We start from the raw sequence: 19,875 nt of genomic DNA, 5'->3' as shown, positions 1-19,875 counted from the left end.
TAATGCTATTGCAATATTACGTTTAACCTACCATAAAAAACGATTACTTTTGCGCCTCAAATGGCACACGAACCCGAACTTATTGAGCAGGAAGAACAGGACTTGTACGAACACTTACGCGTAGTGGTTGACAAGGGCCAGTCGCTTTTGCGGATTGATAAATTTTTGATGCACCGCGTGGAGAATGCTTCGCGCAACCGCATTCAAAATGCCATTGAGCTTGGCAATGTGCTGGTGAACGATAAAACCATCAAATCGAGCTATAAGGTAAAGCCGCTTGATATAATTTCGGTAGTGCTGCCGCACCCGCCGCGCGATACGGAAGTATATCCCGAAAACATCCCCATCAATATTATTTATGAAGATGATGATGTATTGGTGGTTGATAAGGAAGCCGGTATGGTGGTTCACCCCGGCTATAACAATTACACGGGCACGTTGGTGAATGCGCTGGTTTACCATTTTCAGCAATTGCCAACCCTGCCGGGCAACGACGGCAGGCCGGGGCTGGTGCATCGCATTGACAAGGATACTTCAGGCCTGCTGCTTATCAGCAAAAATGAACGTGCCATGAACTGGCTGGCTAAGCAGTTTTTTGAGCATACCATCACCCGTAAATATATAGCGCTTGCCTGGGGCGATTTACCTGAAGATGGCACCGTTACCGGCTATATTGGCCGCAGTGTGGCCGACAGGCGGGTAATGTCGATATATGATGATCCTGAAAAAGGAAAATGGTCTGTAACGCATTATAAAGTTTTAGAGCGAATGGGTTACGTTACTCTGATTGAGTGCCAGCTGGAAACCGGCCGTACCCATCAGATCAGGGCGCATATGAAGCATATCGGTCACCCCCTGTTTAGCGACGCCACTTACGGCGGTGATAAAATTTTAAAGGGCACCATGTTCAGCAAGTACAAACAGTTTGTTGAAAATTGTTTTGAGCTGATGCCGCGGCAAGCCCTGCATGCACAAACACTGGGCTTTTTACATCCTACATTAAAAAAGCAGGTGCATTTTGAATCGCCGCTGCCGGCTGATTTTGAGGCCGTACTTGCAAAATGGCGAAAGTACAGCGATACAGATACGAAATAACAGACGTTAGATAGAAGAGCAACAATACCCGGTAATTATTAACAACACGATCAAATTATAACATCTATCCGTCCTATGATGCCCGTATTCATCAATTTTAACGGCGAATATCTCCCCCAAAACACACCATTGCTTACCATTGGTAACAGGGGCTTTAAATATGGCGACGGCCTGTTTGAAAGCATGCGACTAATGAAAGGGAAACTGAAATTTGCCGAACTGCATGCCGACCGGCTACAGCGGGGCATGAAAGCCCTTAAAATTGATGGTTATTCGCAAATGGATACCTGGTTTCTGAACGAAATAGTTAATGAGCTTGCCCGCAGAAATAAAGTTAAACACGGCAGGCTGCGCCTGACAGTTTACCGCGATGCCGAAGGCTTGTATACCCCTACTCAAAATAAAATGGGTTATTGCCTGGAGCTAACCCCATCCGAAGAGCCCAGGTATTTTTTGAATGAGAAGGGCCTGATCATGGATGTGTTTACGGAACTGCCTAAACCGTCCAACTATCTATCAAACATTAAAACCTGCAACTCGCTTATTTATGTAATGGCGGGTTTGTACAAAACTCAAAACAAGCTGGATGATGTTTTTTTGTTGAACCAAAGCGGTAACCTGTGCGAAGCCAGCAGTTCCAATATTTTCATCAATTACCAAAACCATTTATATACCCCGGCGCTAAGCGAGGGCTGCGTTGAAGGTGTAATGCGCCAGGTAGTGATCAAACTGGCAAAGGAAAACAATATTGATATCACCGAAGCCCAGATCAACCCTGATATTTTATACGAGGCTGATGAAGTATTTTTAACCAACGCCACCCGCGGTATCCAAACCGTTATGGGTTTTGGGGTAAGGCGCTATTTTAATCAGTACAGCAAGGTACTGATGGATGAGTTGAATAAACTGTAAGTTGAACATATTTTACATCATTTCGCCGTACAGCAAGGGCAAAGCGCCGGATTGAGGAGAAATCCTATAGCCCATGTAACGGAAGATCGGGCTTTCAGCTTTAAGCTTTTTATGATCCTATCGCCTTGCGGTAATTCCGAAGTGCCCTGATGATCGTCATTACAATTTCGTGCTGCCCTTCGTCCGAGTTAAGGTATTCCTCCTCTTCGGGGTTATTAATGAAACCGGTTTCTATCAATACCGCAGGCATAGCGCTATGGGCCAGCACCAATACTCCCTGTTCTTTCACACCATTACTTTCGCGGCCATCTACGCCGGTAAACTCATCGTCAAGCAGGTCGCCAAAACGGATACTTTGCTTGCGGTATTTCTGAATATAAGCATTCAGTACGATCAGGTTTGAAGGATCGCTTTCATCATAGCTTTCGTAGTTCTGCTTGTAATCCTTTTCCTGGAAAATAGAAGCATTCTCGCGCACGGCCTCTTCCTGCTCCTTAAGGCGGTGGAAACCGTATACCAGCATCAGCACACCTTTTTGCTTGTGTGCACGTGCGGCAGTGCCCTCGGGCGATGAATTGCAGTGAATGGAAATAAACAGGTTGCCATGGTTTTGATTAGCAATAGCCGAGCGCTGGTTTAGCGGGATAAAGGTATCATCGGTACGGGTAAGGATAGCGTTAACATCAGTAATGGCCGTATCAAGAGCTGCCTTGAGCTTCAGGGCTATTGACAGTGTTACATTTTTCTCAAACGAATGTGAACCACGCGCCCCGGCATCCTTGCCGCCATGCCCGGCATCAATAACAACCGTTTTAAACCTAAAAGTTGTAACAGCAGGTATAGTATCTTTTTGCTGCGCGAATGAATTTTGAAACAGGAATAACAGGATGATCATCCCGGGCAAAGCGATGTATTTCATTTTTTCACCGCCTTTTTACTGCACCTGGGGCATAAGCCATGAGCATACAGGGTAAAGCCATGCGACTCAAAACCCGCTGGAAGATCTATCACCGGCAGGTTCATATCATTAAGGCAATATACATTTTTGCACTGGGTACAATTAAAATGCAGGTGTTCGTCATGGTGGTCATGCTCATTACAGCTCGACGAGCAAAGGGCATAATTTGCCGTACCGTTTAAATCAAATACTTTATGGATGATCCCTTTTTCTTCAAAAGCATTGAGGATCCGGTAAAGGGTAACCCTGTCGATATCATGCATCAGGCTCTCCAGGTCGGGCTGCGAGGTAGCCGAATGTCTTGACGACATCATGGATAAAACCCGCAGCCTGGGCGCGGTTTTTTTCAGGTGATGCTTATCAAGCAGGTGCTCAAAATGATGTATATCGCGGGTTTGTGTCATGTATTAATTGGGTAATAATTATAAGGCCGCTAATTTAATAATGGTACGTATAATATGCGCCATTAGTTGCCGGCTTTTATAACGGTATTTTTTATTGGCTTAGTATGATGGTTTGATACAGCCAAGGCACCATGCTTTTCATGGTTACAAGCCGGACTCAAAAAGCAGTTGAACAGCAAAAACGCATAAAAGAATTTCCTGTGGCGCTTATCCATTACTCAACCTTTTTAAGTTTATATGTTTTATGATTATGATTGCAGGCACCGGTATACCTATAATTTATATAATGCGCGGCGGCTATCAGCAAGCCTCCAACAGGAACTATCATAGCCTCGGATTTTCCTGTTATTGTAAACGCGTGCCCTCCCATGATGATAACAAAACCTGATACAAGCATAAATAGTGGAACTGAACGGCGATGCGTACGCCAGTAGGATAAGCCTATAGAATACACTCCTATAACCAGGGCGAAAATGATCATCCCCCACTCTACCCAGGCGTTAGCCAAAAAACCAAGGCCCACCAGGGGCAAACTCGTAAACAGCAAAGGCACTACTGCACAATGGATAGCACAAAGCGTTGAAGCGGTGATACCAATATTATCCAGCCGGGGTGAAAGCTTTTGAAAATCCATGCCGCAAATATAAACAAGTTAATGCAACACAATTGCATTTGTTTTCACTATCCATATTTGCGTTTATTAAATTAACAAATACCTGACAATTACTTAATATTAATCAGCAAACTGTATTTTTGCAGGCTTTATAAAAAAACACAGATTGAATTTAGCCTCCATTTATCATATAAAACAGCTTTGGCAGAGTGCCTACGATACCCGGGCCAGCAGGCTCAAGTTACTGGGCGCCACTATGGTCATAGTCATCATCATTAACCTGTTACCCTCTTTTTTTAAATACATCGAAAAAAGGCAGGACGGCGTTGTACTTAATGATTGGGTATTGGCCCATTTACCCTCTTACGATCTTTCAGTCCCGATTTTTATACTCATCTGGAGCATGGGCCTGCTCATGATGTGGCGGGCGCTTTATAACCCGAGGATATGTATCACTTATATCTGGACACTGAATTTTGTCTGTATTGCCCGGTTTATTACCATCGGCCTGGTCAAGCTCAATCCGCCAGTGGGCCTTGTCCCGCTTATTGACCCAAGCACAAGCGTGTTTTACGGGCATACGTTTATCACCAAAGACCTGTTTTTTTCGGGCCACACGGCAACCATGGTACTTGTGTACCTCCACCTGCAAAAGCGAACAGACAAGCTGATCGCATTAATTTGCGCGATAGTATTGGTTGTATTACTGTTGATACAGCATATTCATTATACTATTGATGTAGTGGCCGCGCCATTTTTTGTATATGGTTGCTGGAGATTGGTTAAATGGCTGGGGCTGGAATGATAACTTTTTTAATCCGGCTTCACTCCCATCCATCCACCAATTGCATGCTGTCCTTTAAATCACTGTACAGCTTTTTAAATACCGGGAACATCCCGCTATAAACCTCATGGTTTTTAGTATTTGGTTCGATAAAATCCTGTTGTTCAACACGGGTAAGCATGCCATAACTTTCAGGATATAATACCCGTGCAGCGAGATAAATAGCGCCGAGCGCCGATGAATCTTCAGACTGAAGCACTGCGAGCCTTTTCCCGGTGATATCTGCCAGTACCTGTGTCCATACTGCTGAGCTGGTAAAACCACCACTGATATTGACTTGTGTAATCCCGCCCGATGCATCTTCCAATGTTTTAAGCACATCATTCAGCGCAAAGCAAATGCCTTCAAGCCCCGCACGTAAAAAGTGCGACCGGGTATGTGCCGGTTTGATATTAAAAAATGTGCCGCAGGCTTTGGTATCCCAGAGCGGGGCGCGTTCACCGTACAGGTAGGGTAAAAATATAAGCCCGTTGCTGCCGGCAGGTATAGTTGCTATCTCATTAAACAAAGCGTCATAATCAGCAGCGGTAAGGTTATCCTTTTGCAAAAAGTTTTTGAGCAGCCAGTTTACCGCTATACCTCCGTTATTTACTGCTCCGCCGCATACATAAGTCTGCTCATCAAGCAGGTAATTAAAAACCATGGCTTCGTAATTGTAAACTGGCTTCGGGCTGGTAATGCGTACCGCGCCGCTGGTGCCTATAGTAAGCGCCGCTACATCCGGGCCGGTAGTGTGGCTGCCTAAATTAGCACATGCCCCATCACTTGCCCCTATAACAAAAGGGGTACCGGCATTTATCCCGGTTAATCCAGCTACTTCGGGCCTGATATTGTTACGGTAATAAGTGGTATTAACCGGGATGGATAATTTTGAAGCAGTAATACCGGTGAGTGTAAGAGCCTCATCATTCCAATCTTTGGTTACAATATTAAACAATCCTGCAGCCGACGCAATGGAATAATCAACCTCAAAAACACCAAAAAGCCTGAACCAGATAAACTCCTTTATCGAAATGAATTTATGGGCGGCTTCAAAGATCTTACTTTGATTATCACGCAGCCACAGCAACTTATTTAGGGGCGACATGGCATGAATAGCTGTGCCGCAGTTATGATAAAGGCGTTCACCTTTTTCTGTTGCACGCAATGCCTGCGCGATGCTCTCGCTCCGCGCATCTGCCCATGTCATCATAGGCAGCAGTGCTTCGCCATGCTCATCAACCGGAATAATACTATGCATGGCGCTGCTCAGGCTGACGGCCTGCGGAACGGCTCCCAATTGGGCAGTAATACCGGCAAGGCATTTTACAAAAGCGTCCCAAATCAACAGCGGATCCTGTTCGCTGTAACCGGGTTCAGGGCTATTAATGGGATAATGATTGGATACTGTACCTAATGGTTCGCCCGTTAAACTTACCGCTACGGCCTTTGTACTGCCGGTGCCAATATCAATACCTAAAATATATGCCTGCATGGTGATGTATTTAACGCCAAAATAATAAACAGAACCGGGATTGTCTGAACTGAATTAAACGAATTAAAGAATTATTGAATTGATTAGCATTCTGTTCATTCGTTAATTCCCCCAAATTCGAGTTCAGACAGCTACCGGTCACACCCATGACAGCAAAGGACAGTTCCGGCATTTAAATTATCTACATTAGCCTTACCAATATAAACCAATCAGAGAATATGCAAGTAATTTTAGGGGTCATCTTCCATTTTATCGGTGGCTTTGCTTCGGGGAGCTTTTACATCCCCTACAAAAAAATAAAAGGCTGGGCCTGGGAAAGCTACTGGATAGTAGGCGGCATTTTTTCCTGGCTCATTGTGCCACCGCTGGCAGCATGGCTTACTATTCCCGGCTTTGCCGATATTATAAGCCATACGGATACTGCTACCCTTGGCTGGACGTACCTTATGGGACTGCTGTGGGGCATTGGCGGTTTAACATATGGATTAGGGGTACGTTACTTGGGAGTATCGCTGGGTAGCACCATTATACTGGGCTTATGCTCGGTTTTTGGATCGATAATTCCATCGGTGTATTATGACCTTTTCCCGAAAGAGGGAAAAGATACTTTTACGCTGATGCTGCACAGCGAATGGGGGCAGATGGTTTTATTGGGCATTGTGCTTTGTGTAGTGGGCATTATTATATGCGGTAAAGCAGGTATGATGAAAGAGAAAGAACTCTCGGCCGATAAAACCATAGCCCAGGAGAATAAAGATTACCGCTTTGGTTTAGGTATACTGGTGGCGGTAGTTTCGGGGATCCTGAGCGCTTGTTTCAACTTCGGTATTGAAGCCGGGAAACCAATGGCCGATACCGCTAACCAGATCTGGCAGGCGGCACATCCGGGACAAGGTAATTTCCTGTTTTCAAACAATGTAACCTATATTATTATACTATGGGGTGGCTTAACCACTAACTTTATATGGTGTATGGTGCTAAATGCCCGCAACAAAACGTTTGATAATTATACCGATAAAAAAACACCGCTGCTTAAAAACTACCTGTTTGCGGCACTGGCCGGCACAACCTGGTTTTTACAGTTCTTTTTTTACGGTATGGGCGAAAGCAAAATGGGTAATGGCGCCAGCTCCTGGATCTTGCACATGGCTTTCATTATCCTGATTGCTAATACGTGGGGCCTGGTACTTAAAGAATGGAAAGGCGTAAGTAAAAAAGCATTCGCAACGGTAATAGCCGGTATAGCAGTAATTGTAATATCGGTACTGGTTGTGGGATATGGAAATAAGATAAAACCCGAAAAACCGACAGTAAAAGCCGAGCTAAGTAAGCCAACGATAAAAACAAATCAATAATTCATTAACTCAATAATTCAACAATTAAAATATATGTCGTCGAAAACAACTGAATTTAAACACGTAAGCTATTTGTGGGATGAAGCAAAAGCCGCCGAACTGGCTGGCGATGAAGTAGCCCTGCTCATATACCGCTCCAACCTTTTGGGTGCCGATCTGCGCCTTACCAACTATGGTGGCGGTAACACCTCATGCAAGTTGATGAGTAAAGACCCGCTTACCGGCAATGATGTTGAGGTAATGTGGATCAAAGGCTCGGGCGGTGACATTGGTACGCTGAAAAAGAGCGGCTTGGCTGCCCTTTATGTTGATCGCCTTCGCAGCCTGAAAAACATTTATCGCGGGGTTGAATTTGAAGACGAAATGGTGGAATTATTTAACCATTGCATCTACGATCTTAACTCGAAAGCGCCATCTATTGATACGCCGCTTCACGGCTTCCTGCCATTCAAACACATTGATCACCTGCACCCTGATGCTGCCATCGCCATCGCGGCAGCAAAAGATGGTAAAAAAATAACCCAGGAGCTTTTTAACGGTACCATCGGCTGGGTTGAATGGAAAAAACCAGGCTTTGAGCTCGGCCTGCAATTAAAACAATGCCTTGACGAAAATCCCGGCATCCGTGGTATAATGCTGGGCTCGCATGGTTTATTCACCTGGGGCGATACGGCTTACGAAAGCTACATGAACACGCTTGAGGTTATTGAGCGCTGTGCCGAATATCTTGAAGAAAACTACGGAAAAAAAGGCCCCGTTTTCGGTGGTCAAAAAATTGAAAGCCTGGACGAGACCGGCCGTAAAAAACAAGCCGCTGCCCTTGCCCCGGTATTGCGCGGCTTTTGCTCAAGCTACAGGCACATGGTTGGTCATTTTACTGATGATGCCCGTGTATTGGAATTTATCAACTCAAATGATCTTGACCGCCTGGCTCCATTGGGTACCAGTTGCCCCGATCACTTCCTGCGTACAAAGATCAGTCCGCTGGTGCTTGACCTTGCACCGGGCGAAGACCTGAGCGATGTTACCGCGTTAAAAGCACGTTTGGCTCCTGCATTTGAAGCCTACCGCCAAATGTATACCGACTATTACAACACCTGCAAACATGATAACAGCCCGGCTATCAGGGATACCAACCCGGTGATCATCCTGTATCCGGGCGTAGGTTTGTTCTCTTTTTCGAAAGATAAACAGACTGCCCGTGTTGCTGCCGAGTTTTATACCAACGCCATCAACGTAATGAAAGGTGCTGAGGCTATCTCAGAATATACTTCCCTCCCACGCCAGGAAGCGTTTGATATTGAGTACTGGTTATTGGAAGAAGCCAAACTACAGCGTATGCCTAAACCAAAAGCCTTATCAGGTAAAATCGCTCTGATCACCGGCAGTGCTGGTGGTATAGGTAAAGCTATCGCCAAAAAATTTGTTGATGAAGGCGCTGTAGTTATTCTGAATGACATGAACGCCGAGCGTTTGGAAGGTGCAGGTGAAGAGTTCAAAAAACAATACGGCAAAGATTCATACACCACAGCCGTACTTGACGTAACCAAAGCCGACCAGATCAACGAGGCGCTTGAAATTGCTGCTTTAGCTTTCGGCGGTGTGGATATAGTGGTAAATAATGCCGGTTTATCTATCTCTAAATCAATTGCCGACCATACCGAAAAAGACTGGGATTTATTGTATGACGTACTGGTTAAAGGCCAGTTCTTCATTACCCAGGCGGCAGTTGCTGTGATGAAAAAACAAGACATTGGCGGCGACATTATCAACATTGTAAGCAAAAACGCCCTGGTTAGCGGACCAAACAATGCCGGTTACGGTTCGGCAAAATCTGCCCAGCTACACCTGAGCAGACTGAACGCGGCCGAGCTTGGCACCGATAAAATCCGTGTGAACGTAGTTAACCCGGATGCCGTAATCAGCGACAGCAACATTTGGGCCGGCGGATGGGCCGAAGGCCGTGCTAAAGCTTACGGCGTTACCGTGGACGAACTACCGGCTTACTACGCGAAACGTACATTATTGAACGAGGTAATTTTACCTGCCGATATTGCTAATGCCTGCTTCGCCTTTACCGGCGGCCTGCTCAACAAATCAACCGGAAACGTATTGAACGTTGATGGTGGTGTGGCGATGGCGTTTGTGAGATAGTTACAGTAACCCATGTCGTTGCGAGCGATAGCGTGGCAATCGCACGGAAGCATGACCACCATGCGTAGCCACTCTGTATAGCATGCGATTGCTTCGTTCCTCGCAATGACATATTTATAAATTTTGCAAGTTCAAGCGTCAAACTTGAACTTGCTTTATAACCAATACCAATTATGCAGTTAGAAAAATATAAAATTGATGAAGCCAATCATCAGCAACTGAAAGATCATCAGCGTAAATTTGATTTTGTTGCCGGTGACGTAAAAGACCTGGATGCTATCCTGCAAAAACTGATTGATTTTAATATTGCCATACCAAGCTGGGCTTTGGGTACGGGTGGTACCCGTTTCGGCAGGTTTTCGGGCGGTGGTGAACCCCGTAGCCTGGAAGAAAAAATTGAAGACGTGGGCTTGATCCATGCACTTAACCGTAGCAGCAACTCTATATCATTACATATTCCCTGGGATATCCCATCCAATGCCTCAGCTATCAAAGCTCATGCAGCGCAGTTGGGCTTGCATTTTGATGCGGTTAACTCCAATACTTTTCAGGATCAGCCCAACCAGGAATTGAGCTACAAATACGGTTCATTACACCACGTAGATAAGGCGGTACGTAAACAAGCTGTTGCCCACAATATCGAGGTGATCAAATACGGCGTTGAGCTTGATTCCAAAGCATTATCGGTTTGGCTATCTGACGGATCAAATTTCCCCGGTCAACTGAACATGCGCGGCGCGTTTGAACGCACTTTAGAAAGCTTGCAGGAAATTTATGAAGCCTTGCCTGACGACTGGAAAGTTTGGGTTGAGTATAAACCTTATGAGCCTAACTTCTATTCAACCACTATTGGCGATTGGGGTCAATCTTACCTGCTATCATCAAAACTGGGGCAAAAAGCGCAGACATTAGTTGATCTTGGTCATCACTTACAGGGGGTAAACATTGAGCAGATAGTTTCGTTACTGCTGATGGAAGGCAAGCTGGCCGGTTTCCACTTTAACGATTCAAAATATGGTGATGACGACCTTACCGTTGGCAGCATCAACCCATACCAGTTGTTTCTGATCTTTAACGAACTGGTTGAAGGTATGGACGCACGCGGCATGGCACACGCCACTTCTATAGGCTGGATGATCGATGCTTCACACAATGTAAAAGACCCAATTGAAGACCTGTTACAATCAGTAGAAGCCATTAAGATAGCCTATGCACAGGCATTGTTGGTGGATACCCCTGCGTTAGTACAGGCACAACAGGATAACGACGTAGTACAAGCCCAGGAAATATTGCAGCAGGCTTATCGCACAGACGTTCGGCCGTTATTGGCCGAAGCCCGCTTAAGGGCAGGCGGTGCGCTGAACCCGCTGGCAGTTTACAGGCAGCAAACTATCAGGCAGCAACTGATAAACGAAAGAGGAGCTAAAGCAGTATCAACCGGATTGTAAGCCTATGGAGCCGATACCTGTTATAGCCGTTTTTGATGTGGGTAAAACCAACAAGAAGCTGTTCCTGTTCGATGAGAACTACAAGATAGTTTTTGAACGTACAGCCCGTTTTTTGGAAACCCACGACGAAGATGGCGACGCATGTGAAAACCTCGACAGCCTCAGGTTATCGGTGTTTGATTCATTGCGCGAAATTTTTAAGCATAAGGAGTTTGATCTTAAAGCGGTAAACTTTTCAACTTATGGCGCCAGTTTTGTTTATGTTGATGAACACGGCAAACCGCTTACCCCACTGTATAATTACCTTAAGCCATATCCGCCTGAACTGGGCAGGCAGTTTTATGAAAACTATGGCGACGAAGCCAGGTTTGCTTTAGAGACCGCCTCACCGGTTTTGGGCAACCTTAATTCGGGATTGCAGTTATACAGGCTTAAATATCAACAGCCCGAAGTGTTTAAGCGGATAAAGTATGCCTTACACTTACCCCAATATATGAGCTATCTTATCAGCGGGCAAATGGTGAGCGACTTAACCAGTATCGGCTGCCATACTGCCCTTTGGGATTTCGCTAAAAACACCTATCACAACTGGCTTAATAATGAAGGGATCCTGCCCAAAATGGCACCTCTGCATCCTGCGGATAGCATACTTCCGGCCGAGTTTCCGGGCAGCACTTATAAGGTTGGTATTGGGTTGCACGATAGTTCGGCAGCGCTGATCCCTTACCTCGTGAGCTTTAATATGCCCTTTGTGCTGATCTCTACGGGTACCTGGTCAATCAGTCTTAACCCTTTTAACCAAACACCGCTTACGGCTGATGAACTGAAGCATGATTGCCTTAACTACCTGCAATATAAGGGCAGTCCGGTAAAAGCATCACGCCTGTTTACAGGATATGAATATGAGCAGCAGGTAAAACGGATTGCCGCCCATTTTAACCAGGACGAGATCAGGTACCGTACCATAAATTATGATCCGGCCATCGCGGCCCGGTTAAATAATCAGCCGTCATTACAGGCAAATGAAAATGAAGGCCAGTTACAGAAATCGGCATTTGAGCAGCGCGACTTAAACAGCTTTGCTGATGATGTTGAAGCTTACTACCAACTCATGATTGATATTGTTGCCCAGCAAACCATATCAACCAATTATGTTTTAAACGGCTGTACAGTAAAGCGCATTTTTGTAGATGGCGGCTTTAGTAAAAATAGCGTTTTCATGCACCTGCTGGCGCTGGCCTTCCCCCATTTGGAAGTATACGCCGCGTCGATGGCACAGGCAACTGCCGTAGGTACAGCATTGGCTATTCATCATGCCTGGAATACCAAAACACTGCCGCATGACCTGATCGAGCTGAAATATTATTCGGGGGTGCAGAGCGAGGTAGTATAGCTCTATTTCGGTAAAAACCGATGTCATTTCGAACGAATGGCGGGGGGCTAAAGGTTGGGGTGAGGAGAAATCCTATACGCCATGCATTTAGGCTCAACAAGGTGTACAAGATTTCTCTTTCGCGCCCGCACACCATCCGTTCCAGCTCTATCGAAATGACATTTTTACAAACGAAACTCTTATTTAAAAATCCGGTTATCAACCGGATTTTTTTATTTTAGGCCAACTAATCCAAAGCCCTCGTCATGAAAAAATTAGCGCTGTTTCTGTTATTGCTCAATTTTGCATTTATTGCCAACGCACAACAAGCTAAGCATAAAAAAGCCATTATTGTGCTTACTTATGACGACGGCATCAATTCACAGTTAAACATAGCCATACCACAGCTGGATTCGGCACATCTTACCGCCACCTTCTTTTTAACCGGAAACATGACCGAAGCTTCGTTACCCCGCTGGCGCCAGGCAGGTGAAAAAGGTTACGAACTCGCTAACCATACTTTGTACCACCCGTGCCTGATAAACGTAAAAACTAATCCTGCCGACAATTCGGCCAATTATACCCCATATATCATGGTGCGCGAAATAAAGGAAATGAACACCCTGCTTTTTGCCCTTGATGGTAAAACCGGCGGTCGCACTTATGCCTACCCCTGCACTGAACTTGAAGTTGGCGGCGTGAACTATGTTGATACCCTGCGTAAAGCAGGCCTCGCAAAATACGCCCGTATAGGCGGCGGGCCGGATGCTGTGATCACTGATTTTAAAAGCCTCGACCCGTTAAAAGTGCCCTCATGGGGCGTAACAGGCAACCCGGTAACCGGCGATGCCCTGATAGATTTTGTGAAGAAAGTACAACAAAGCGGCGGACTTGGCATCTTCATGTTTCACGGCGTGGGCGGCGATTATTTGGTTACACCCGCAGATGCGCACAGGAAGCTGTTAGCATATTTAAAGGCACACCGAAACGAAATTGAAGTTACAACTTTTATGAAAGCCATGGATGAGGTGATGGCAGCCAAATAGCTTTATAAAAGCTAAAAGCATTTTATGTAAAATTAAGCTATCAGGCTAACGAGATCTGATATAACAAGCTCATCTTTAATAATGCGTTCATGACCGGGCCCCTGGTATACTTTGGTTTCAACTTCGGGATGAGCGATAAGGAAGTTTTCCAGGAATGCGAAGGGTGCAATTTTATCTTCCGGGTCATAGGCTAACCAATGTTTCCGGACCAGGCCGGCAGGATATAAATTATGAAGTGTAAAATCCGAAGCCTCCATATCAAACAATGCCTCAAAATCAGTAAAGAATTGATCCTGTAAACCCGGGGCTACATCGGCCGCGTTCAGGCTGGCTATAAAATTCTCTTTCAGATTAATCAGCGGGGCAATGCTGATGAGCAAGGCAGGCTGAATAGCCGTTTCCTTAATAGCAATGGCATTGGCCATTCCCCCTAAGGAGTGACCGATGAGCACATCGGGCGCCCCAAAGGTTTTGATTACCATAGTCGCAGCTTTGGCAAAGAGCAGGAGGTTTGACAGCTCCCCATCCGAACTGCCATTACCCGGCGCATCAAAAGCGGTTACCTGCACATCATTAATATTTTTTAAAGCCGTAATGAGCTCGGCAAAGTCGGCGGCTTTTGAGCCCCAGCCGTGGGTAATAAGTATTTTGCGCTTCCCCTCCCCCCAGGTAAACCCATTGAACTTTAAAGCAGATTTGGCAAAATGAGGATCGTCTACTTCAAGCGTAAATGCTTTGGCTTCGTCAAGCAATTGCTGCTGTTGCAAGCGGACCGGCATTTTGGGCGAATAACAGATCAATTGCCATAGCAAGTTAACCATACCAGGCGCTTCGGCGCCATTAAGAGATTTTACCTGGTTAAATACCGTTTTTAACTTTTTCATAAGCGAGGCAGGATTTCGCCGGCAAAATAAGCAAAAGCGCCTTTAAAATATACCAATAGGTATTTTATTTACATTGTCCCGACGAAGTCCTGCATTCCAATTGTAACAAAACGCATGTCCCAAATTTTTGATTCCCCATAAAAATTTAAAAATCCTCCCGGCGTTCTTTTTCCGGAAAACTGGAGTGTTCCAAATTCTGAATGTAAAAACGCGGCACACCCATTTTATGAAACACGTTGATGTTCAATACTTTAATCATTTACCTGAAACATCATTAAAATACTGATAATCAACACTTAAAACTATAAAGAGTTTAAAATACTTTTTTTCGAAAGATTAAAAACGGCAGCATTTACCAATGTAATTTTTGCTGATTTTTTAGCGTTTTTTGAGAAAAAGCCAAATGGCGGCTTTGCCTGTCTTGCATACTGACAAGGTAGCGACACCATTTTTATGGTCTGTTTTTCCGATAGTTTTTTGCGCCCTGATACGCAGGAATTTCTTGCCTGTGACCGGGAGCGATAGCCGCTCCATCCATGACCATGTTCAGGCGTGGACGCCATAACCATTACCTAAGGGATTAATTTAGCGTAAGCGCTTTAAAATCCCCTCTTGAGAGGGGGCGCAGTAGTAAAAAGCGGGAGCAGGGGTGTGTTATACAAGCGATAAGCCACACGTAGAATAACACACCCCTCCGCCCCTCTCAAGAGGGGAATCGCACATTCCCCCACTTTTGAAGAGTTTTTTTCTTAGGTTACGGTTCAGGGCGTGGACGCCTAAACCCGCGTAAAAATAAAACTTCCGCTTCAAGGGGCTGGTGACACTATTTTCCTCTGCCTAACCAAAGCAGCGAATTGATGATGAGCTTATCAACATTATCATTTTCAAAAGTTTGAGAAAGCTCTTTGTTTGTGCCGCCGTCATAGTCCATATCATTGTGACCTATGTTGAAATAAACCATGCGGTAGTTTTTATTAGTCCAGGCTACGGGGTAGTATCCGCTATGCCAGATCTCGTGTTGCTTTGGGCCTGTACCCAAGGGAAAACTTGTTGAATCAACCGCCAGCAGGATATCGATATTAGGATTTTTGCGAAGATCATGCTCCCAGCGGTACCACTCGTTAGGGTTTGTTTTAAAAGTGGTCGGCAGGCCTTTGGTTACCGGGTGATCAGGATCTTCAACCTTCAATATGGCCGAAGTTGGGTGCCAGGTATTGCTCACATATTGTCCCGAACCGAGGAACTCGTTATGGTACCAGTCCCAGTTTTGCGGAAAGTCCGAAGGTGTAAGCGCGAAGGCCGAAAAATGAAACCCCATCCAGGCGCCGCCCTTTTTCATATACTGTTCAAAAGCTGCACGCTGCTCGGGGCTATCAGTGCGGGTATCTAAAAATATTACTACCTGGTATTTGGCCAAAAACTCAGGGTTCATGTTAGCCCAGTTGTTGGTGCTGTCGTAGGTAAAATTATACTTTTTAGCAATTTTAGGAAACCACCGATTAGCCTCGTGCACAAAGCTGATATGTGCCAGGTCGCTCCGGCCGGTGTAAAAGGCTATTATTTTGAATTTCTTGTGGCTTTGGGCATTGGCGTTTACTGCTGTAAAAACAGCTATAATGATGAGAGCCACAAGCAGCATGGCCCTGTTGATCAGATTTCGGTTGATGTTCATATCCCTGCGTTTATAATTGTGCTTATAAAACTAATGGATTTGATTTTACGATGATGGAGAAATAGTGTGATGAGAGGTAATGTAGGGGCGGTTAGATGTTGGTGACAACACCAGCATCGGCGAAGTGATGAGAGGTAATGTAGTGTTAAGATAATGTTCTTGCGCTCGTTTGCAACGAGTGCTTAATCTGGTTTGGCGATTGTATCGCCTGTGCGTTATAAACGCAAACCCAGCTACGCACTCGTTACAAACGAGCGCGAGTTTTTTGTCTTCCCCTTTGCCTGTGTCCTCACGGGCAAATATTATCACAACACCATCTGCTCAAACAATCTGTTCAACGTAGCCTCCGCATCGGCAGTCATACCCGGATGCACTTTGGAAGCCTGTACCACCGTACTGCGTGTAGCCGTAAGCCAGCGGAAGCGTGATGGTTGATCAAGCTGTGCTATTGGCCCCGCATCTTTTTCGCCATTGCAGATGCGCTCAAGCGAATTGATATTTTCCTTCAGGCAATTCAGGTCAAGGTCACCGCAAAAGGCAGCTAACCTTGCGTCATCAGCCTTGAACAATACTTTTAAAAACTTTTGCTTAGGGCAAAACAGGATCACCCCTATATTGATAAACTCTTCGCGCTCCACCCTTGGTACAACGCGGATTATGGCGTACTCAAATACCTGCATATAGGGCTTGTTTTGCGGCGTTAACAAATACTTCTGAAGCGGCCAGCCGGGTTATTAAAAACCCGGCGTATATATTTCGTACCTCATCAGGCGTTTCTTCAAAATCGCGGTAGGTGATCCACTCGTCGGGGATCAACGCAACTACATCACGGATCTTTTCGGGCGTTAGGATTGCTTTGAATTCAGCATCAACCGTATCCAGTTGGTTGGCGCGGGGCAGCAGCACATGGTCTTTCACCTGTAAAAACGGGCGGGTAGCCATTTCCTGCCAGTTGTTCCATGAGTGATGAAAATACAGCGCGGCGCCGTTATCAATCATCCACAATTCTTTATGCCATATCAGCATATTGGTATTACGGGCGGTGCGGTCTACATTGGTAAGCAAACAATCGAACCAAACTATTTGCGAAGCCAGTTTGCCATCAACAATAGTTACTGCCGGATCAAAAGTAATAGCGCCCGACAAATAATGCAGCGCCAGGTTAAGCCCCACACTAAACTTCAGCAGGTCCTGGATCTCTTCATCAGCTTCCGAACGGCCGAAGGCTTCGTCTAAATTGGCAAATACCAGCTCAGGGACCTTGAAACCCAACAGGCGTGCTATTTCGCCGCCAATAAGTTCGGCAATGAGGGCTTTTACCCCCTGGCCTGCCCCACGGAACTTCAGTACATATAAAAATTCGTCATCAGCTTCGGCAATGGCCGGCAATGACCCGCCCTCGCGCAAAGGCGTTACGTAACGGATCACGTTAACGGTGCGGAGCTGTGGTGGTGTATAGTTCATAGTTTAAATTAGCAAAAGCCAGCGTTAGGGATTGCAGCGGATACCGGCCCTGAGCGTAATGCCTGCAGGCGTATGAGCGGAAAGCCCGGGCCGCAGGCAACGCCCAATTAAATGAGCTGAGGTTTTAAACAACATACATTCGCCGCTCATTTGCCGCGGTGGCTGTTACTTTTGTCTTGATACAAAAGTAACCAAAAACCGAGTGAAACGAGCTCATGAGTACCTATTAAAACATAATACTTAACGAATAAATCAAGTCAGCAGAGAGGTTTCTTTGCCCACAGTCCGCCCTCCATGCCTCGCCATGCCTTTGCCCTGCAAAACAGGCAGAACCACGGCTGCTAAATTTTGCCTGGCCTTACCCGTTTCCTCTCCCGGCAAAATTCGCTAATGCCTTTGCAGCCACACAAGCCCACCATTGTTCTGCCTGCTTTCACCCGAAACTTATCTGCTGACGGAAAAGTTCCGTTTTATATAATCATTTATCTAAAAAAGAGAATCCGATTAATCCTGCCAATCCTAAAAATCACGGTTCAGAAAAATAATATTACCCTCCCCGGTCCCTGCTGACATAGGGCTGTCATTACCCCTCCGTTATTTTACATCATAAAACAAAAACAACACCTATGGACACTTTGAAATCGTTATTGCAAGAGATGGAGCAGGAAGCTCAAACTACCGAAAAAATGTTGAGCCGCATCCCCGACGATAAATACCAGTGGAAACCGCACCCTAAAAGCATGACCATTGAACAGCTCTCGACCCACATTGCTGAATTACCTACCTGGGTTACTATTACCTTAAATACCGACGAACTGGATTTTGCCACTGTACCTTACGAGCCTAAAAAGGTAAGCGGCACTGCCGATTTGCTGAAATTATTTGAAGACTCACTGGCCGACGGCTATTCGAGCCTGCAAAAAGCTGATATCAGCACGTTTGATAAAATCTGGACATTACGTAACGGAGAACAGATTCTTAATCAGCGTACAAAAGCAGAAGTAATCAGGATGACTTATTGCCAGATTGTGCACCACAGGGCACAGTTGGGAGTTTATTTACGTTTGCTGGATATCCCGATACCGGGCAGCTACGGCCCAAGCGCGGATGAGAAGGGTTTCTGAAAAAACAGGAGTAATAAGATCAGTTTTTAAATACAAAAGCAAAGCAGGCAAAAGCGTGCTTTGCTTTTGTATGTTTTTGCACTCAACTACGGTGCTTTGACAGCTTACCTGTATTTATTTCTTCAAGGAAGCCATTTTCATTAATAGCATATCGGGCCTCAGAGGTATCGGTATCTATCTTGTAATTAACGGTCTTTACTTTTTTGTTCCTGATCCTTTTGCCAAATATGAACATCGGCAAAATGAAAACCGCAAGCAGGACTACAACTTGTAACAGGGTTGTGTACATAACGTCTAACATAAAAATTTAAGTCTGATTGGTACCCATATAACGTTATCGGGAGAGAAATGGTTCGCCTTTTTAATGTTATTTTATACCCATCATGTGTACATACAGCTAAATGTGTGCCATACTTATATCTGACGCTCTGTGTTACCTTAATATTACATTTATGCTGATATTTAATTGGTTTATAATTAAATGTACCAAACACTGCGCTATCATATTGATAATAGAGCCTATCGTTTTGAAATAAATAATATACAGTACAGATTAGTGATTTTAGTACAGTGGCGAAGTATCGTTAACAGGCGAAATTTCATGGCTTAAGACTTATCAAACCATGCCATATCGATGGCCCTTTTTATTTGTTTTTAAACTGCCTCTGAAATGGACAGGATTTTAAATAGCCGGAGATATTTCAAGAGAAATCCAATAAATCCGAATAATCTGCCCAAATCCCGGTTCAGAACATGGGCGTTGCCTGCGGCCCGTGCTATACGCTCATACTGCACAGGCATTAGCCACAAGGCAGGTATCCGCTCCTATCACTAACGCGCCCCGCGCACCATCTTTAAATGTATTTTACACGTCATTACGATTTTTTCAGGGGAGCCGCGGTGGTTATCCAATGACATAAATTACAAAAGCGTTCGTGAGGACACCAGAAGTGTTCGGAAGATTTTTAATTCCCTCCCCTGGGAGGGGTGCGGCTGGATTTCGTGGTGGCAGGGAGGGGTTTATACTTCATTTCGGGCGAATAAGTCTGTGAATGA

Annotated in this window: 18 protein-coding genes; 9 read left to right on the top strand and 9 right to left on the bottom strand. The window is 45.3% G+C overall.

All coding sequences use genetic code 11. The annotated features are described in order from the left end of the window. Positions 1-60: 60 nt before the first annotated feature. Positions 61-1,095 (top strand): RluA family pseudouridine synthase, encoded by a 1,035-nt coding sequence (locus ABID99_RS03155; RefSeq protein ID WP_090528176.1) that lies wholly within the window; start codon positions 61-63, stop codon positions 1,093-1,095. Between the two features lie 75 nt (positions 1,096-1,170). Next, the gene (locus tag ABID99_RS03150; protein WP_112653632.1) at positions 1,171-2,007 is read left to right on the top strand and encodes an aminotransferase class IV; all 837 of its coding nucleotides are present in this window, start codon (positions 1,171-1,173) and stop codon (positions 2,005-2,007) included. A gap of 109 nt (positions 2,008-2,116) precedes the next feature. Here the strand turns inward: ABID99_RS03150 and ABID99_RS03145 are convergent, their stop codons facing one another. From ABID99_RS03145 to ABID99_RS03135, 3 genes are all read right to left on the bottom strand, one after another. After that, positions 2,117-2,926, bottom strand: coding sequence for an N-acetylmuramoyl-L-alanine amidase (locus tag ABID99_RS03145; RefSeq protein ID WP_373612822.1), 810 nt, complete (start codon positions 2,924-2,926; stop codon positions 2,117-2,119). Then, positions 2,923-3,369 (bottom strand): Fur family transcriptional regulator, encoded by a 447-nt coding sequence (locus ABID99_RS03140; RefSeq protein ID WP_373612821.1) that lies wholly within the window; start codon positions 3,367-3,369, stop codon positions 2,923-2,925. The genes ABID99_RS03145 and ABID99_RS03140 overlap by 4 nt, the downstream gene beginning before the upstream one ends. A gap of 214 nt (positions 3,370-3,583) precedes the next feature. After that, positions 3,584-4,003 (bottom strand): MerC domain-containing protein, encoded by a 420-nt coding sequence (locus ABID99_RS03135; RefSeq protein ID WP_373612819.1) that lies wholly within the window; start codon positions 4,001-4,003, stop codon positions 3,584-3,586. Positions 4,004-4,148: 145 nt separating this feature from the next. Between ABID99_RS03135 and ABID99_RS03130 the strand changes: the two genes are divergently transcribed. After that, on the top strand, positions 4,149-4,787 hold the full coding sequence (locus ABID99_RS03130; protein WP_373612818.1) for a phosphatase PAP2-related protein: 639 nt from the start codon (positions 4,149-4,151) through the stop codon (positions 4,785-4,787). Between the two features lie 19 nt (positions 4,788-4,806). Here the strand turns inward: ABID99_RS03130 and ABID99_RS03125 are convergent, their stop codons facing one another. Next, on the bottom strand, positions 4,807-6,300 hold the full coding sequence (locus ABID99_RS03125) for a gluconokinase (protein WP_373612817.1): 1,494 nt from the start codon (positions 6,298-6,300) through the stop codon (positions 4,807-4,809). 218 nt (positions 6,301-6,518) lie between these two features. Between ABID99_RS03125 and rhaT the strand changes: the two genes are divergently transcribed. The 5 genes from rhaT to ABID99_RS03100 all read left to right on the top strand — a co-directional run bounded on the left by rhaT (position 6,519) and on the right by ABID99_RS03100 (position 13,675). After that, positions 6,519-7,655, top strand: a complete 1,137-nt coding sequence (gene rhaT, locus ABID99_RS03120) for an L-rhamnose/proton symporter RhaT (RefSeq protein ID WP_373612816.1) — start codon at positions 6,519-6,521, stop codon at positions 7,653-7,655. A gap of 33 nt (positions 7,656-7,688) precedes the next feature. Next, on the top strand, positions 7,689-9,809 hold the full coding sequence (locus ABID99_RS03115) for a bifunctional aldolase/short-chain dehydrogenase (RefSeq protein ID WP_373612815.1): 2,121 nt from the start codon (positions 7,689-7,691) through the stop codon (positions 9,807-9,809). A 173-nt stretch (positions 9,810-9,982) separates the two neighbouring features. After that, a complete protein-coding gene (locus tag ABID99_RS03110; RefSeq protein ID WP_373612813.1) occupies positions 9,983-11,257 on the top strand; it encodes a sugar isomerase in 1,275 nt (424 codons plus the stop codon). Between the two features lie 4 nt (positions 11,258-11,261). Further along, the gene (locus tag ABID99_RS03105; RefSeq protein ID WP_373612812.1) at positions 11,262-12,650 is read left to right on the top strand and encodes an FGGY-family carbohydrate kinase; all 1,389 of its coding nucleotides are present in this window, start codon (positions 11,262-11,264) and stop codon (positions 12,648-12,650) included. Positions 12,651-12,895: 245 nt separating this feature from the next. Next, entirely contained in the window at positions 12,896-13,675 is a 780-nt protein-coding gene (locus ABID99_RS03100) for a polysaccharide deacetylase family protein (RefSeq protein ID WP_373612811.1), read from the top strand. Positions 13,676-13,707: 32 nt separating this feature from the next. On the opposite strand, the gene ABID99_RS03095 is transcribed toward ABID99_RS03100, so the two are convergent. The 4 genes from ABID99_RS03095 to ABID99_RS03080 all read right to left on the bottom strand — a co-directional run bounded on the left by ABID99_RS03095 (position 13,708) and on the right by ABID99_RS03080 (position 17,695). Continuing rightward, complete coding sequence (locus ABID99_RS03095) at positions 13,708-14,559, bottom strand: alpha/beta hydrolase (RefSeq protein ID WP_373612810.1); 852 nt, start codon at positions 14,557-14,559, stop codon at positions 13,708-13,710. 823 nt (positions 14,560-15,382) lie between these two features. Then, entirely contained in the window at positions 15,383-16,231 is an 849-nt protein-coding gene (locus tag ABID99_RS03090; protein ID WP_373612809.1) for a ThuA domain-containing protein, read from the bottom strand. Between the two features lie 305 nt (positions 16,232-16,536). After that, positions 16,537-16,911, bottom strand: a complete 375-nt coding sequence (locus tag ABID99_RS03085) for a DUF3037 domain-containing protein (RefSeq protein WP_373612808.1) — start codon at positions 16,909-16,911, stop codon at positions 16,537-16,539. Next, positions 16,898-17,695 (bottom strand): HipA family kinase, encoded by a 798-nt coding sequence (locus ABID99_RS03080; protein WP_373612807.1) that lies wholly within the window; start codon positions 17,693-17,695, stop codon positions 16,898-16,900. Before ABID99_RS03080 ends, ABID99_RS03085 begins: the two co-directional genes overlap by 14 nt. Before the next feature lie 626 nt (positions 17,696-18,321). On the opposite strand from ABID99_RS03080, the gene ABID99_RS03075 reads away from it, so the two are divergent. Then, positions 18,322-18,819: a DinB family protein gene (locus ABID99_RS03075; RefSeq protein ID WP_176628925.1), complete on the top strand. Its 498-nt coding sequence runs from the start codon at positions 18,322-18,324 to the stop codon at positions 18,817-18,819. 82 nt (positions 18,820-18,901) lie between these two features. On the opposite strand, the gene ABID99_RS03070 is transcribed toward ABID99_RS03075, so the two are convergent. Continuing rightward, on the bottom strand, positions 18,902-19,108 hold the full coding sequence (locus ABID99_RS03070; RefSeq protein ID WP_090528232.1) for a hypothetical protein: 207 nt from the start codon (positions 19,106-19,108) through the stop codon (positions 18,902-18,904). Positions 19,109-19,875: the final 767 nt, after the last annotated feature.

It is taken from the genome of Mucilaginibacter sp. OAE612, from assembly GCF_041806395.1.
Classification (GTDB): Bacteria; Bacteroidota; Bacteroidia; order Sphingobacteriales; family Sphingobacteriaceae; genus Mucilaginibacter; species Mucilaginibacter rubeus.
This window is presented reverse-complemented; position numbering and strand designations above follow the sequence as displayed.

Coding starts and splice junctions, on each gene's coding strand:
- ABID99_RS03155 (WP_090528176.1), top strand. CDS start 61: ATGGCACACGAACCCGAACTTATTGAGCAGGAAGAACAGGACTTGTAC.
- ABID99_RS03150 (WP_112653632.1), top strand. CDS start 1,171: ATGATGCCCGTATTCATCAATTTTAACGGCGAATATCTCCCCCAAAAC.
- ABID99_RS03145 (WP_373612822.1), bottom strand. CDS start 2,926: ATGAAATACATCGCTTTGCCCGGGATGATCATCCTGTTATTCCTGTTT.
- ABID99_RS03140 (WP_373612821.1), bottom strand. CDS start 3,369: ATGACACAAACCCGCGATATACATCATTTTGAGCACCTGCTTGATAAG.
- ABID99_RS03135 (WP_373612819.1), bottom strand. CDS start 4,003: ATGGATTTTCAAAAGCTTTCACCCCGGCTGGATAATATTGGTATCACC.
- ABID99_RS03125 (WP_373612817.1), bottom strand. CDS start 6,300: ATGCAGGCATATATTTTAGGTATTGATATTGGCACCGGCAGTACAAAG.
- rhaT (WP_373612816.1), top strand. CDS start 6,519: ATGCAAGTAATTTTAGGGGTCATCTTCCATTTTATCGGTGGCTTTGCT.
- ABID99_RS03115 (WP_373612815.1), top strand. CDS start 7,689: ATGTCGTCGAAAACAACTGAATTTAAACACGTAAGCTATTTGTGGGAT.
- ABID99_RS03110 (WP_373612813.1), top strand. CDS start 9,983: ATGCAGTTAGAAAAATATAAAATTGATGAAGCCAATCATCAGCAACTG.
- ABID99_RS03105 (WP_373612812.1), top strand. CDS start 11,262: ATGGAGCCGATACCTGTTATAGCCGTTTTTGATGTGGGTAAAACCAAC.
- ABID99_RS03100 (WP_373612811.1), top strand. CDS start 12,896: ATGAAAAAATTAGCGCTGTTTCTGTTATTGCTCAATTTTGCATTTATT.
- ABID99_RS03095 (WP_373612810.1), bottom strand. CDS start 14,559: ATGAAAAAGTTAAAAACGGTATTTAACCAGGTAAAATCTCTTAATGGC.
- ABID99_RS03090 (WP_373612809.1), bottom strand. CDS start 16,231: ATGAACATCAACCGAAATCTGATCAACAGGGCCATGCTGCTTGTGGCT.
- ABID99_RS03085 (WP_373612808.1), bottom strand. CDS start 16,911: ATGCAGGTATTTGAGTACGCCATAATCCGCGTTGTACCAAGGGTGGAG.
- ABID99_RS03080 (WP_373612807.1), bottom strand. CDS start 17,695: ATGAACTATACACCACCACAGCTCCGCACCGTTAACGTGATCCGTTAC.
- ABID99_RS03075 (WP_176628925.1), top strand. CDS start 18,322: ATGGACACTTTGAAATCGTTATTGCAAGAGATGGAGCAGGAAGCTCAA.
- ABID99_RS03070 (WP_090528232.1), bottom strand. CDS start 19,108: ATGTACACAACCCTGTTACAAGTTGTAGTCCTGCTTGCGGTTTTCATT.